We start from the raw sequence: 14,194 nt of genomic DNA, 5'->3' as shown, positions 1-14,194 counted from the left end.
CGATTGTGAGCTTCCATATCGATCCGGTATTCGCCAACAGAGACAGCGCCCCAGCAGGCACGAATGACCTCAGTGGTCTCGATGCCTGGCGTGAGATGGATCCGCAGCAGCAGCCGACCTATCTTGATACTCCAGCACTCGACGAGGCTCTGACCAGCCTGCGCAACTCTCCGCCGCTGATCTTCGCCGGAGAAGCCGACGTGCTCAAACAGCGCATCGCAGCCGCCTCCCGAGGTGAAGCCTTCGTCCTGGCCGGTGGTGACTGTGCCGAGTCCTTCGCCGGTGCTCAGGCCGACAAGATCCGGGCCCGAGTCCAGACGGTGCTGCAGATGGCTGCGGTGCTCACCTACGGCGGTTCGATGCCCGTCGTCAAGATCGGTCGCATGGCCGGTCAGTTCGCCAAGCCCCGCTCTGCGGACATGGAGACACGAGACGGTGCCACGCTTCCCTCATACCGCGGCGACATCGTCAACGGCTACGAGTTCACCGAGGAGTCTCGTCGTCACGATCCGGCTCGGCTGCTCCAGGGTTACCATGTCTCCGCTTCGACTCTCAATCTCATCCGGGCCTTCACCCAGGGCGGTTTCGCCGACCTGCGTCTCGTCCATGAGTGGAATCGCGGGTTCCTGGCATCGAACCCCGGGTACCAACGCTATGAACAGACTGCGCGCGAGATCGATCGCGCCATCCGGTTCATGGACGCATGCGGTGCAGACTTCGACGCACTGAAGACCACCGAATTCTATGCCGCTCATGAGGCTCTGCTGCTCGAGTACGAACGGGCACTGACCCGGATTGATTCGCGCACCGGACAGCCATACGACGTATCGGGACATTTCCTGTGGATCGGCGAACGCACCCGCGATATCAACGGAGCCCACGTGGACTTCCTGTCGAAGGTTCGCAATCCGATCGGCGTCAAGCTCGGCCCCACGGCCACTGCGGACGACGCTCTGGCCCTGGCAGAAAAGCTCGATCCGGATGCAGAACCTGGCAGGCTGACTTTTGTCACCCGTATGGGTGCAGGGAAGATCACCGAAGCGCTGCCGAATCTGCTGTCCGGGATCGGGGACCGTCTTCCGCACGTGACCTGGGTCTGCGATCCGATGCACGGAAACACCATCACCTCGAACACCGGTTACAAGACCCGTCGGTTCGAAGACGTCATGGCTGAAGTCGAAGGCTTCTTCACAGCGCATCAGGAGGCCGGAACCATTCCGGGCGGACTGCACATCGAGCTCACCGGTGACGATGTCACCGAGATCATGGGTGGTGCGACCGAGATCGACGACGAGGGACTGCGCCGTCGCTACGAGACGCTCGTTGATCCTCGCCTCAATCACGACCAGTCGCTGGAGATGGCATTCCAGGTCGCGGAGTACCTCACACGCCGCAACTGATATGACGATGTGCCAGTGGCCGCTGCCTGGTAGTCACAGACTGTAGCTGTCGTCTCAGACCGTAACCGGTCGTCTCAGACAGCAGAGAAGAAACCGGTGGCCGTGCGATCCAATCGCACGGCCACCGGTTTCACTGTATTCAAAGACTGGACATTGCTGTTCAGAGGCTGACACTGGTCACTGAAGGAACCTGTCGGGCTCAGTCGTCCTTCTTGTCAGAGTCTTTCTTCTTGTCTTCGTCCTTCTTCTTCTCATCCTTCTTGTCGTCCTTGGACTCTTCCTTCTTCTCTTTGCCCTTGGAGACGCGGACGATGATGAGGGAGTCATAGGGCTTGGCTTCGGAGCTCTTCGGCCATTGGGAGACCACTTTGCCCTTGGGAATGTCGTCGGAGAACACTTCGTCCTTGCCCACACGGAATCCGCGTTTGGCCAAGGTGGCATAGGCGGCGTCGAAGGTCAGTCCCTCGACATTGGGCACGGGAGTCGGTTTGACGCCTTTGGAGACGACGAGGTCGACCTTCGTGTCCTTGGACAGTTCGTCACCTGACTTCTTCGACGCTGAGATGACAGTGTCCTTGTCGACCGAGTCGCTGTACTCCTCATCAACCTTGCCGAGTTTCAGATCGGCTTTATTCAGAGCGTCCTCGGCCTTATCTTTGCTGAGGCCTTTGAGCTTGGGCACTGCAAACATCTCTTCGCCCTTGGACACGACGACAGTGACGGTCGAATCTGGTGCCAGCTCGGATCCTCCCACCGGGTCGGTGCCGATGACGGTTCCGGCCGGCACAGTGTCGTCGAAGACCTCCTTCGGCTGAGCCTCGAGGCCGCTGTTCTCAATCTGCGAGGACACCTTGTCGATGTCCTTGCCTGCCAGCTGGGCAGGGACGATGGAGGTCGGTGCGGGGAGATTGGCAATGACCAGCCAGGCCACGAGTGCGAGGACGAGCAGGGCAGCGCCGATGGTCGTTGCCAGTCGTCGTCTGCGCCTGCGATGCGGCGCCGCAGAGGCCGCTGCACTCGCACCCGCAGCTTCGGTGCCGCTCTCGCCGGTCGCCCCAGCCCCGCCGGCGCCTCCAGCAGCGGCTGCGCTGGCTGCGGAGGCCGCGCCCGCGTGCTTGTCGACGGAGTCGGGCTTGCCGTCACGAGATTCGTCGTCGGAGTGATCCGTGTCGTCCTGCGATGCGTCGTCGGAAGGCTCTCCGGAGTCGTCTGCCGTCGCAGCAGCAGCAGCTCCTGCCGCTCCGATGGCAGCTGCACCGGCACCCGCAACACCGGCCGCTGCTGCAGTGCCCGCGCCACCACCTGTGTCCTGGTCCGAGGAGTCATCCGAGTCAGCCGCCGCGGCGGTCTCGCTTTCCTCTTCGTCATTGTCGAGGTAGGGGATCTCGTCCGTGCGCGATCGCTTCTCCTTCGGAGCTTCGGCTCCGAGATCGATGCTCGCCGTCAGCGCGGGGGAGTGCTCGCCGGGGAGCACATTCGGGTCACCGAAATCGAGCTCGGTGTCACTCATCTCAGATCGCGCCTCGGCGAGAGCAAGCCTGAACTCTGCCGCATCGTCGGGGCGGTCGTTGGGATCCTTCGACGTCGCCCACAGCACCAAGGCATCGAGCCGGGGACTCAGGCCCGTGATCTGATCCGATGGGGGAGGCACGGAATCGTGGACGTGACGGTAGGCGACCTGGATCGGGACCTCATCCGTGTAGGGCTGTTTGCCGGTGAGCATCTCGTAGAACATGATGCCGACGGTGTAGAGGTCGGTGCGGATATCGGCACCGGCACGTGTGACGAGCTCGGGTGCGACATATCCGACGGTGCCGATGAGTGTCTTCGTCGTCGTTGCGGTGGTCACGGCGCGTGCGAGCCCGAAGTCTGCGAGCTTGACCTGACCGTCTGTGCCCAGGAGGACATTGTCGGGTTTGAGATCTCGGTGGATGATCCCGGTGGAATGGACTGCTTCGAGCGCAGCCAGGATCGCATCGAGAACCACGATCGCCTGTCGCGGAGTGAACGTGCCGCGGTGCTTGAGCTCACGGCGCAGGGTCACCGAGGGCAGGTGCTCCATCACGAGGTAGACGGTGTCGCCGTCACGCGACTGATCATGGATGGCGACGAGGTTCGGATGAGTCAGCCGCCCGGCGTTGATGGCCTCGCGGCGGAACCGCTCGACGAAGGTCTCGTCGCTGATGAGGTGCTCATGCATGACCTTGATCGCGATCTCACGGTCGAGTCGCAGGTCGGTGCCGCGGTAGACCATGGCCATTCCACCGCGCGCGATCTTCGCATCGATGCGATACCGGTCATTGAGTACGGTGCCGATGAGCGGATCCGTGCGGGCACTCATAGCGCCTCCTGCATTCGCTGTCGCTGCATCTGAACGGCGCGGACGAAGGCCTTCGTCTCGGGCAGCAGCCCTTCGCTTCTCACGGAGCGCAGATCCTGGTAGTACCCGGCCAGAGCGTCGTTCTCTGATTCTGCCGTTTCGATCAGCCACCCCAAGATGACTGTTCCGGCAACGATGTTGTCGGCGACATCGAGCAGATCGAGGCTGCGGCCGACGATGTCGCTGGCCCAACGACCCGATCTCGGGGTGACCTGCATGATGCCGATGGCATTGCCTGCCGAGACCGTGGTGTGCTGGAATCCCGACTCCTGCGCCGCGACGGCCTGCATGAGAGCCGGATCGGCACCGAGTTCCTCGGCGATGGATGCCACGATGAGACGAGCCTGGGCCGGAGCCGGGTGGGTCCTGCGCAGCAGGGTGAACTTGTTGAGTCGTGCGGCCGCGAGCACAGCGGGTCGGATGCCTTCGACCTGGGCACTCGTGGCGACGCGGGGGACATCCGTCGGAGGTTCGGGAGGGGTGCGGTGCCGGCGGGCCGTCGAATCCCTGAGCAGGAGCAGTTCGCCAACCTGGAGAAAGGACTCCTCGCCCATGGAGTTGGCCCGACGCAGCGATCCGGGCGACATCTGATGCCTGGCCGCAATCCCGGCCAGTGTCTCACCCGGTGCCACGACGTGGGAGGGATCCGTATCGGGCAGGTCATTCTTCTCCGGCAGGGACAGCACCTGGCCCTGGTGGAGGTTCTGACGCGGCGAGATGGCGTTGAGTTCGGCCAGAGCAGGGACTGAGACGCCGTGTTTGCTGGCCACTCCGTACAGTGTGTCACCGTCGCGGGTCTTATAGGTTCGGCCGCCGTGAGTGACGGGAACGGTCTCTCCGCTGGTTCCCGACGTCCACTGTGGTCCCGGTGCAGCCATCGGTGAGGAGGGGGAGTCTGCATACGTATTCGCGGGGTCTGCAGGTGTTTCGACGCCAGGGGAAGGAGCAACCTCGGCGAAGTCGATCTCAACATCGTGGTCCGTGGAATCACGGTCAGTGAAGCCCGGGATGGGACCCGTGGAGTTCACCTTTGAAGCAGCACGGATGTCAGGAGCGGCGGTAACGGGCACCTGGGGATTCCGTCGCATTCGTGTCATCTGTCACCTGTTGACTTCATATCGGATGGGGAAGTTTCACACTCCAGAGTATCGAGTGCCCGGCCCACACCCGAGCATTCGGCCCCGCATGGCGGGGTGTGTCTTTCAAATATTGCTAGGCTTAATGATGTGAATACGGAAGAACTCGTCCAGGAATGGGCCACATTGCCAGATATCGCCGAGTCGACTGGTCTCGACATCATGCAGGTGCGCAGGCTCCTGGAAGACGGTGCGATCTGCGGTTACAAGCACGGGAGCCCCAAAGTGATGCAGGTGCCGACGGCGTTCTTCGTCGACGGATCAGTGCTCACTCCGCTCAAGGGCACTCTGAGCACCCTGCGGGATGCGGGCTTCGACGATCAGGAATCCATCCACTGGCTCTTCACCCCGGATGATTCCCTGCCAGGTCGCCCCATTGATCTGCTGCGCGCCGGCAATCGCAAAGAGGTCCGGCGCCGTGCACAGGCTCTGGCCTTCTGAGTCTTCTCTCGTCTGACTGATCTCTCAGCTCTTGCGGTAGCTGAGCGCCTCCGCGAATTTCGTGAGCTGTCGCTGCGCCGTGGGGCCGATCCTCGTTCGGGTCGAAGAGACAGGTGAGCTGTCGGTCGCCCATTCTCGGACCACGGACAGTGCCTCGTCATGCTTGGACCGGATGAAGGATTCGACTGCGTCCAGACCCCCTGATTCCGTGAGCATCGACACGCATTCTGCGACCTCGGAATCGGAGAGATCCGGATCACCGAGTCGTTCGGCCATGATCTGAGTCTGCTCTGAGTTGAGGTTCTTCATGCTTTCGGCGATGAGGACCGTGCGCTTGCCCTCACGAATGTCATCGCCTGCTGGTTTGCCCGTGGCGGCGGGGTCGCCGAAGATGCCGAGCACGTCGTCGCGCAGCTGAAACGCCTGGCCCAGCGGCAGCCCGAACCGGGAGATCTCCGCGAGCTGTTCCTCGTCTGCGCCGCCGAGTGCGGCACCGAGGAGGAGCGGCTGCTCGACCGAATACTTCGCCGACTTGAAGCTGAGAACTTCCCACGCGCGTTCACCGATGCGTGCGTCGTCAAGGGGAACCACCTCGGCGAGGACATCGAGGTACTGACCGACCATCACATCTCTCCGGAGCGTGGCGCGCAGGTCACGTGCCGAAGGCGTGATGCCCAGGACGCTCTGGGACTTTTCGAAGAGCTCTTCGCTGAGCGCAAGACAGATGTCTCCGATGACGATGGCGGCCGCCACACCGAAGGGCTCGGCCCCGCCCTGGAAGCGGCGCTCGGAGTGCCGCGACTCGAACTGTCGATGCAATGCCGGCTTGCCACGGCGAGTATCGGAATGATCGATGACATCGTCATGGATGAGAGCAGCGGCGTGGAGGAGTTCAAGCGACCCGGCCGCCTCGGCGACACCCCCGTTCAGGGCGCTGCGCGAGGAATCATCGCCGGAGGCCAATTGGAAGCCCCACCACAGCAGGACCGGGCGGATCATCTTGCCGCCCCGTGTGAACTCGAGCAGGGCCCGACCGATGTCATCGGCATCCGGTGAGATCGCGAGGAACTCGGCCGCCTTCAGCTCGAGGAATGCCTCTATCCCTGCGGAGACCTCAGCCGCGATGGACTCAGGCGAGTCCAGTTCGCTGACAGTGGTGCCGTGCTGGGAGGGTTCGGTTGACCGTGCAGTCTCCGTGCTACCAGTGCCCGGAGCATCGGCAGGCGTCATGGAACGATGTTCCCGCCGACCGTGACGATCGAATTCTTCTTCTCCGAGGGATCCTCTGCGATGGTGACGACGAGGAGGCCTTCATTGTCCTTATGGCGGAAGTTCACGACTTGGGCACTCTTCGTCTTGACCTGGTCACCGTACTCTTCGAACCCGGCCTTCTTCAGCGCCTTGGAGTAGAACTCGAAGATGTCCTTCGGCTCGGCTTTGGCGCTCATCACCAGGCTGACCTGTTCGAGCTTCCCCGAATCGGCTCCGTTCTCCGCCTTCGCACGAGCACTCGACAGCACGGTCGAGTCCGGGTAGGGCTTGAGATACTTCGGGAAATCTTTGACGTCTGTGGAAGCAGCGTCTGAATCCTCACTCGCCTGCTTGGTGCCGGCAGACTCAGAGGCCGCCGGTGTTGATGCGGCGGCTGAAGACTGGGTCTCCTCCGCAGTGGGTGATCCTTCGGCCGCCTCATTGTCCGGGCCCGAGCATCCTGCGAGGACGAGGGCGGCGGCGAGGGGCAATGTCATGACAGTGGCGCGCGTTACCATGACTACAGACTACCCGGACTGAGTGACGGGAGCCGAAAGGAGCAGGCGCAGACAACATGGATGCTCGATGAGTCGTAAACAGCTGGCACGTTCCGGCGGCGATCTGAGCCGTCTCGGCACGGACGACACCGGAGCCACAATGCTCCATCTCGACATGGACTCCTTCTTCGTCTCGGTGGAGCTTCTGAGCCGCCCTGAACTTGTGGGCAGACCCGTCATCGTCGGTGGTCGCAGCGGGCGGGGAGTCGTGGTCTCAGCCAGCTACGAGGCCCGAGAGTTCGGTGTCCATGCGGCCATGCCGATGGGTCGAGCGATGAATCTGTGTCCCTTCGCCGAGGTGATCCCTCCTTCCCATGGCCTGTACTCCTCGTACTCGCAGAAGGTCTTCGATCTGGTCGCTCAGGTGACGCCCGATTTTCAGCAGGTCAGTGTCGACGAAGCCTATATCGACGTCTCTGCAGCCGTCCGCAGATTGGGTTCCCCGGTGCGGATCACCTCACAGCTGAGAGCCGAGATCGAGGCACAGACGGGGTTGAGCGCATCTGTGGGCATCGCCGGCAGTCGGGTGGTGGCGAAACTCGCGTCCACTCGAGCCAAGCCGCATGGGCAGCTGCTCGTCCCGCTGTCGGCGACTCGGGAGTTCCTCGACCCGATGCCGATCGAAGCGCTTCCCGGCGTGGGGGAGAAGACGAAGGAGGGGTTCTTCAGATACGGCATTCGACTGATCGGTGATCTGGCAGCCGTCGACGAAGCATGGGCAGGCCGGGTCTTTGGGGCCCATGGGCATCATCTGTGGCGCAGCGCCCACGGGCTGGACTCGCATGGGATGGACAGGCAGGTGAAGGATCGGTCCATCAGTGCCGAGCACACGTTCAACGAGGACGTCTGGGACCTGAGCCAACTCGAACACGAGCTGCTGAGGTTGGCGGACAAGGTGGCACACAGGGTCCGGGCCGATGGCAAGGTCGCGACCACCTTGGGATTGAAATATCGCTTGGCCGATTTCACGACGCTGTCACGGTCGATCACTCTCGATGCCCCGACAGACCTGGCCCGTGAGATCTATGAGGCCCTGCGGCCAGCGATGAGGAATCTGCGGGAGCAGAAGTCGAAAGGGGTGCGCCTGCTGGGAGTCCGAGCGGCCGGCTTGATGGACTTCTCGGCCAGCGGGCGCCAGGTGAGATTGGATGAGGCCGAGGATTCGGGCAGAGAAGCCGAGGTTGCTCTGGACGATGTGCGCAAGAAGTTCGGGACTGCCGCGATCTCGCAGGCCTCTCTGCTCAGGAAGCGTCCTGAGCATGACAATACGGGTCCTGACCATGTTTAGGCGGTGAGGTGCGCCATAGTCTGAGGACGTGGTGAGAATCCGGGGGATGCAAAGGTCCTCAAGATGTTTTTTCAGGGTTCAGAGACTATGATTGTGTCATCAGGCCAGAGTAAGGAAACGGGGGTTCGAGATGCCACTCTCCGATCACGAACAGCAGCTGCTCGATCAGTTGGAGAAGCAGCTGCGCAGTGAAGACCCACGTTTCGCACGCAATATTTCCGAAACACAGGCAGCCGCCAATGGTCCAGGCTTCTCCGCGAAGCGATTCGTGGTGGGCATTCTGGTCACGCTGGTCGGGCTTGCCGCGACGATCTTCGCCATCTCGATGGTCGCGAACACCGCATGGTGGATCATCCTCGGCGTCGTCGGATTCGGTCTCATGGTTGCCGGTATGTACTGGGCCTTCAGTCGGCCGCGTCAGATCGGCGACAAAGCGAAGCGTGCACAGCCGTCGAATGGTCCCAAGCCTGAGGCGAAGGGCCCGTCAGGTTTCATGAACCGCATCGAAGACCGGTGGGAGAAGCGCCAGCGCGGAGAATGATTGCACGGCCGTCCCCGGCTGAGCAGATTCCCTCCGACAACTGCTGATCACACCAACGCGCACCAACGAAGCGTCCTCGTCTCGAGGGCGCTTTTTCGTGTGCGTGTGAGTCCCTAGCGACCGCGTATGAACCGGTAGCGACGGTGTATGGACCCGTAGACTCGCTCTGGCTCCATGCGTCGGCCCCTGCAGGACTTGTCCGACACACGACGTGGTAATCGCGTGTGTCTCTGCACGCAGGGGCAGGAACCACACTTGTCAGCAGAAGTGCACACTCATCGGCAGAACTGCGCTCTTGCCCGCTGCCTCAGACGACGCTGCCCCGGATGCGTGGGGCATCCGGGGCAGCGTCGGGGCAGTCAGGTGGCTCAGCGAGGCGGATTGAAGATGCTGGCCGGCCAGATGCGGGCGGTGATCCGACTGCCGGGTGTGGCATTGGCCGACAGATCGGACCTGACCTCGTCGATGAGGGCACTGACCTCAGTTGACGAGATGCTCTGTTCACTGCCGCCGTAGCGGTGCGCCTCAAGGGCATCAACGAAGGCTGACAGGGCGGTGTCATCGCCGGCAGTGCGTGTACCCGCTGGGGGAGCTGGGCTGCGCAGCGCGGTGAATTGATCCCCGGAGTCTCCTCGGGTTCCCGAGGAGACTGAGTCAGCGCCGGAATCAGACTCTGCAGAGGAGCTGTCAGGCTCTTCGGTCCCGCCTTGGGCCCTGCTGGCCAGCACGAGTTCGTTGAACCTCAGCGTCTTGCTCGGGTCAAGGCTCTGACCGTAGTCGGTCGACAGCGCTCGCACCTCGGTCCAGACCTTTTCGAGCTGCTTGGGATCGCTTGTGCGACGACGACGAAGGATCAGCCTCCACAGCGCGGGGATCGCCGCGAGCAGCAGGATCACCAAAACGATGAGACCTGCCCAGAGGTACTTGCCGATACTCGCACCGGCAGGCTCTCCCGCAGCTGAGGTCTCTTCGCTGGAGCTCTCCGACTCCGTTGCCTCGGACTCTTCGGCGCCGTCTGTGGGCTCCTCTGAGGGTGAGGAGGACTCTTCGGAATCCTCTTCGGAGTCACCATCGGTGCTGCCGCTGGCGACCGACCACTTAGGCGGGTCACCGGCGGGTCCACCTGGAGTGGGTTCGAACCGAACCCACCCGGCGCCTTCGAAGTACAGTTCCGGCCATGCATGCGAATCCTGCATGCTGACCTCGTAGCCCTCACCTGACTTGCTTCCCTCACCGAAGCCGACTCCGATGCGTGCGGGAATTCCCATGGTTCGGGCCATGATCGTCATCGCCGACGAGAACTGGACACAGTAGCCCTTCTTGTCGACGAGGAAATCAGAGATCGCATCTCCGCTGGCCCTTTCCGGGGCATCCAGCGAGTACTCGAAGTCACCGCTGCGGAAATAGGCTTGGAGCAGCACAGCGGCTTCCCACTGGTTGTCCGCATCCGCAGTGACCTTCTCTGCGGTCTCCTTGACGCTGGTGGGCAGACTGTCCGGGACTTCGAGTTCGGTTTCGAAGTCACTGGTGTTCACCGGTGTTGCACTCTGCAGGTCCTTGACGTCGGGGTTGATGGACACGTACTCCATCGAGTAGTCCTGCCCACCGGACTTCTCACCATTGCCGACGACCGTCAGCGACTTCTCGTCATAGATCCAACGCCGATCCAAACCTGTCGGCTGCTGTGGAGCGTATGGGGAAGGAAGATACTGCTGATCGTATTCGTCAGTGATAGAGACGTCGATGCGCTCTTGGCTGTAGTTCTTGCTCCGTGGGAGCCCCTGCGGCCAGGGCAGACCTTCATTTGCGATCGCAAACGAATCGAGCGGGAACGGGGTCGGTGCCCAGGTCTGACCGTCGAAGGAGTTGATCGATGTCAGCCTGATCGGCTGCCCCTGCGATTCAGTGCTCGTGTAGTCGAAGAGAGTCGAGTCGTCACGGTCGCCCAGATCAGCACGCAGATCGAGGAACGGGTTCGTCACGGTGAGGTCGCCCTTGTCGCTTGCCGCGCGATTGGGCAGCGACGGCACCTCCGGAAGCAGCACGGGGAGCCCGATGCCGATGGCAACGGCCACAGCTCCGGCCACGGTCGCGGTCAGACCGCCGCGCCACTTCGCTGCTGGGAGATACGGGCTGAGCATGAGGATGAGGAAGGCCGCCAAGATCGCGACCACATGCCACCACTGCACCTGGGTGGGAGCGAAGAACACGGGGATCATCCAGAGCACCAAGAGCAGAACACCGCTGACCTTGGGAGCTTTGAGGTCGCAGACGAGGCCGTCGATGAGGATGGTGATCAGAGTGAACGCGATGGTCAGCATCGTGGTGAAACCGGGAGTGCTCGGAGCCGGCGGAACCGTGGCGTACAGATCGCTGACCCCGGAGGACAGCAGATCGATCACACTGGTGAAAGAGCTGCCGGTGGGGATGACGCCGAGGATCAGCGTGCTGGGTGCACAGAGTACGAGAACTGCGATGAGCCCCACGAGGCATTGCGCGATGACGGCCGCACCAGTGGCTCGGAGGACCGGGATGCTGCGGAAGATCGCCCCGACGATGACGATGAGGAAGATCGAGATGAGGACGGGGGGAAGCCAGGCGAAGTCGGAGAAGACGGCCGAGAGTCCGACGGCGGCCAAGACCATGGCCACAAATACGGTGCAGGCCTCGAGCAAGGCGGGAGACTGCTTCTCGGTGCTCTCACGTGTGTCGGTGCTCATCGCTTCACCCGCTTCGAATCGAACGCGGTCCATGATTCGGGCAGGTCCTCGCTCAGACCCACCATCGTCAGGTCATTGATGTCATCGAGGCTGCGGACGGTCACCGGCACGCGGCGGGAGAACTGTGCGGCCAGCTCCTGCCCACGAGCGTCGTCGACGGCACAGATGAGGATGTGGTTGGGATTGTCATGGGCAGGAAGTTGCACTCTGCCGGCCTCGACGAGGGCGGTGAGCAATCGCAGTCGGTCGATATCGCGTTGTCCTTTGAACCTGATCTGATGGCCGGGTGCAACGACGAAGACCTCGTAGCCTGCACGCAGGAACGCCGTTCCGGCTGCTGCGGCTGCGGCAAGGAGGAATTCGATCTCGAGGGAGTCCGGACGTTCGCCCTCACCCTTGAGATCGACGACGATGAGCGCATAGAGCGTCTCCTCGTCGGCTTCGTGTCGGACCATGAGCTCACCGGACTTCGCGGTGCTCGGCCAATGGACGTGTCTGAGGTCGTCTCCCGGGACGTATTCCCGGGTGTGGAAGTCTCGAGCTGTGTGGCCCGGACGAGACTTGCCATCGTCGAGTCGGGCTGGTCTGATCGCCGAGTCGGAGGGGATCCGTGCCGGAAGGATGGGCACCGATACTGCAACAGGGTGACCGGCGATCACCTTCTTCTTCCTTGTGACGAGGCCGAAGGGACCCGAGACAGTGATGAGAACGGTCTGAACTCCGCTCAGACCCCGACGATGCGGGGTGAAGGACGTCAAGACCGTCTGAGAGGCGCCGTGAGCCAGCGGAGGGACCTGTCCGACCGTGGAATCGCCGAATCCTTCGGCCGCCACGAAGTCGATCGTCGAGGCCGGGATCGCCAGACGCCCGGTGTTCGTCACCAGAGCCTCGACCTCGACCTCTTTTCCCTCGTGGGCAAGCGGGTAGCGGTCTCTGGACTGAGGCAGCGCCACGGTGGGCAGCCCTGTGCGCAGAGTGATCGAAACACGCCTGGTTCCCCAGGTGATCAGCAGTGCCGAGAGGAAGACCAGCGCAAGAAGCAGAATCCCCGCAGGCAGCAGCCCGGGCAGCGAGAACCGATAGGCGGTCACGATCAGTGCCGCCCCGGCGAGGACGAAGATGATTCCTGAGGTGCTCAGACGCATGTGGTCACTGAACCGTCGAAATGGGCACTCGGGCCAGGAGCCGTCCGACCAGCTCGGCTGCCAGCTCGGAGTCGTCGCCATCGCGCGGGATGATTCGGTGAGCCAGGATGTAGGGAGCCAACGCCTGGATGTCGTCCGGGGTCACGAAGGTGCGTCCCGAAAGCGCGGCGCGAGCCTTGGCCGCACGGAGGAGGTGGACACCGCCGCGGGGGGAGGAGCCGAGGAGGATAGCCTCGTCGTTTCGGCTGGCATGGAGGATGGAGACGATGTATTCGCGCAGCTCTCGGGTTGCACTGACATGTCGGACGATTCCTCGGGCCTGGTTGATCTGCTCAAGGCTGGTGACCGGAGTCGCACTGGAGAGCGGATCATGCTCGATCTGGTTGTCGAGCAGGTCGATTTCGTCAGCAGTATTGGGGTAGCCAAGGGAGATGCGAGTCATGAAGCGGTCGCGCTGCGCTTCGGGAAGGGCGTACGTGCCTTCCATGTCGATCGGGTTCTGAGTAGCGACGACGATGAATGGCGAGGGCATCTGGTAGGTCTCACCGTCAATGGTGGCCTGCCCCTCGGCCATGCACTCCAACATCGCAGACTGGGTTTTGGGGGAGGCGCGGTTGATCTCATCGGCGATGACGATATTGGCGAACACCGGACCCTGGCGGAATTCGAAGTGACGGGTCTCCTGGTTGAACAGGTTCACACCGACGACGTCTGTCGGGAGCAGGTCGGGAGTGAACTGGATGCGCCTCACAGAACCGTCGACGACTTTGCCCATGGCCCGAGCCAGCAGAGTCTTCCCGACTCCGGGCACGTCCTCAAGGAGGACATGGCCCCCTGCCAGGAGCGCTATCAGCGACAGTCCGACGGCTTCGTCCTTGCCTTCGAGGACGGCGTTCATTGCTGTGCGTGCCCGTGAGGTGAGTTGCTGCACCCATTCGATGTGCTCGGCACCGATCACGGAATTGGTCTGTGTACCTTCTTGGCTGATCGACATGATCCCATTGTCCCCTATCCCGACCCCAGCATCCACATAGGTGTCTTCGGGCCGCACTTTCCGCACCTGCGCAGCTGTTCCCACACTCATCCGCCGGCCCCCTCCACTTCGCTCCCCACTTCCCTCCCCACACTCCTCCCCACTTCGCTCCACCGGGACCCCCACTTTCCTCCCCATTTCCCTCCCCACTTTCCTCCCCGTACGGCTCGACACCGCGAACTTCCCCGGGAAGTCAGGGATCTGAGGGTCTGGCACGATCCGAGCAGATGGGGACCTGGAAGCCGAAAAGACCCGAAATGGCCCCTTTGAAACCCCCGTTCGACGCGCCGATCGGAAATTTT

At 62.5% G+C, this 14,194-nt stretch carries 11 protein-coding genes; 4 read left to right on the top strand and 7 right to left on the bottom strand.

Translation table 11 applies throughout. The features are described from left to right. Positions 1–5: 5 nt before the first annotated feature. A complete protein-coding gene (locus tag BAUR9175_RS01360; protein ID WP_069600323.1) occupies positions 6–1,400 on the top strand; it encodes a class II 3-deoxy-7-phosphoheptulonate synthase in 1,395 nt (464 codons plus the stop codon). A gap of 199 nt (positions 1,401–1,599) precedes the next feature. Here BAUR9175_RS01360 and BAUR9175_RS01355 read toward each other — a convergent pair whose 3' ends face one another. Both BAUR9175_RS01355 and BAUR9175_RS01350 read right to left on the bottom strand, forming a co-directional pair. Continuing rightward, entirely contained in the window at positions 1,600–3,741 is a 2,142-nt protein-coding gene (locus BAUR9175_RS01355) for a protein kinase domain-containing protein (RefSeq protein WP_096158830.1), read from the bottom strand. Beyond that, on the bottom strand, positions 3,738–4,868 hold the full coding sequence (locus BAUR9175_RS01350; RefSeq protein WP_009883122.1) for a lytic transglycosylase: 1,131 nt from the start codon (positions 4,866–4,868) through the stop codon (positions 3,738–3,740). Before BAUR9175_RS01350 ends, BAUR9175_RS01355 begins: the two co-directional genes overlap by 4 nt. A gap of 138 nt (positions 4,869–5,006) precedes the next feature. Between BAUR9175_RS01350 and BAUR9175_RS01345 the strand changes: the two genes are divergently transcribed. Continuing rightward, positions 5,007–5,357 carry an Rv2175c family DNA-binding protein gene (locus BAUR9175_RS01345; protein WP_009883123.1) on the top strand — a complete coding sequence of 117 codons (351 nt, stop codon included), beginning with the start codon at positions 5,007–5,009 and terminating at the stop codon, positions 5,355–5,357. Between the two features lie 24 nt (positions 5,358–5,381). Here the strand turns inward: BAUR9175_RS01345 and BAUR9175_RS01340 are convergent, their stop codons facing one another. Continuing rightward, the gene (locus tag BAUR9175_RS01340) at positions 5,382–6,587 is read right to left on the bottom strand and encodes a polyprenyl synthetase family protein (protein ID WP_009883124.1); all 1,206 of its coding nucleotides are present in this window, start codon (positions 6,585–6,587) and stop codon (positions 5,382–5,384) included. After that, complete coding sequence (locus BAUR9175_RS01335) at positions 6,584–7,105, bottom strand: hypothetical protein (RefSeq protein WP_009883125.1); 522 nt, start codon at positions 7,103–7,105, stop codon at positions 6,584–6,586. Before BAUR9175_RS01335 ends, BAUR9175_RS01340 begins: the two co-directional genes overlap by 4 nt. A gap of 88 nt (positions 7,106–7,193) precedes the next feature. On the opposite strand from BAUR9175_RS01335, the gene dinB reads away from it, so the two are divergent. After that, positions 7,194–8,453 (top strand): DNA polymerase IV, encoded by a 1,260-nt coding sequence (dinB, locus tag BAUR9175_RS01330; RefSeq protein WP_009883126.1) that lies wholly within the window; start codon positions 7,194–7,196, stop codon positions 8,451–8,453. A gap of 130 nt (positions 8,454–8,583) precedes the next feature. After that, positions 8,584–8,994, top strand: coding sequence for a DUF3040 domain-containing protein (locus BAUR9175_RS01325; protein WP_009883127.1), 411 nt, complete (start codon positions 8,584–8,586; stop codon positions 8,992–8,994). 368 nt (positions 8,995–9,362) lie between these two features. On the opposite strand, the gene BAUR9175_RS01320 is transcribed toward BAUR9175_RS01325, so the two are convergent. The 3 genes from BAUR9175_RS01320 to BAUR9175_RS01310 are packed head-to-tail and all read right to left on the bottom strand — an operon-like array spanning position 9,363 to position 13,853. Beyond that, a complete protein-coding gene (locus BAUR9175_RS01320) occupies positions 9,363–11,714 on the bottom strand; it encodes a transglutaminase TgpA family protein (protein WP_226823542.1) in 2,352 nt (783 codons plus the stop codon). Beyond that, complete coding sequence (locus BAUR9175_RS01315) at positions 11,711–12,859, bottom strand: DUF58 domain-containing protein (protein WP_069600317.1); 1,149 nt, start codon at positions 12,857–12,859, stop codon at positions 11,711–11,713. The genes BAUR9175_RS01320 and BAUR9175_RS01315 overlap by 4 nt, the downstream gene beginning before the upstream one ends. Positions 12,860–12,863: 4 nt before the next feature. After that, the gene (locus BAUR9175_RS01310; RefSeq protein ID WP_096160795.1) at positions 12,864–13,853 is read right to left on the bottom strand and encodes an AAA family ATPase; all 990 of its coding nucleotides are present in this window, start codon (positions 13,851–13,853) and stop codon (positions 12,864–12,866) included. Between the last annotated feature and the right edge of the window lie 341 nt (positions 13,854–14,194).

The organism is Brevibacterium aurantiacum (genome assembly GCF_900169065.1).
Lineage (GTDB): Bacteria > Actinomycetota > Actinomycetes > Actinomycetales > Brevibacteriaceae > Brevibacterium > Brevibacterium aurantiacum.
Note: the sequence above shows the minus strand (reverse complement) of the source record. Positions and strands in the feature narration are given on the sequence as shown.

Bases quoted from the DNA above. Each gene is read 5' to 3' on its own strand.
- BAUR9175_RS01355 (WP_096158830.1), bottom strand. From the start codon at position 3,741: ATGAGTGCCCGCACGGATCCGCTCATCGGCACCGTACTCAATGACCGG.
- BAUR9175_RS01350 (WP_009883122.1), bottom strand. From the start codon at position 4,868: ATGCGACGGAATCCCCAGGTGCCCGTTACCGCCGCTCCTGACATCCGT.
- BAUR9175_RS01340 (WP_009883124.1), bottom strand. From the start codon at position 6,587: ATGACGCCTGCCGATGCTCCGGGCACTGGTAGCACGGAGACTGCACGG.
- BAUR9175_RS01335 (WP_009883125.1), bottom strand. From the start codon at position 7,105: ATGACATTGCCCCTCGCCGCCGCCCTCGTCCTCGCAGGATGCTCGGGC.
- dinB (WP_009883126.1), top strand. From the start codon at position 7,194: ATGAGTCGTAAACAGCTGGCACGTTCCGGCGGCGATCTGAGCCGTCTC.
- BAUR9175_RS01325 (WP_009883127.1), top strand. From the start codon at position 8,584: ATGCCACTCTCCGATCACGAACAGCAGCTGCTCGATCAGTTGGAGAAG.
- BAUR9175_RS01320 (WP_226823542.1), bottom strand. From the start codon at position 11,714: ATGAGCACCGACACACGTGAGAGCACCGAGAAGCAGTCTCCCGCCTTG.
- BAUR9175_RS01315 (WP_069600317.1), bottom strand. From the start codon at position 12,859: ATGCGTCTGAGCACCTCAGGAATCATCTTCGTCCTCGCCGGGGCGGCA.
- BAUR9175_RS01310 (WP_096160795.1), bottom strand. From the start codon at position 13,853: ATGTCGATCAGCCAAGAAGGTACACAGACCAATTCCGTGATCGGTGCC.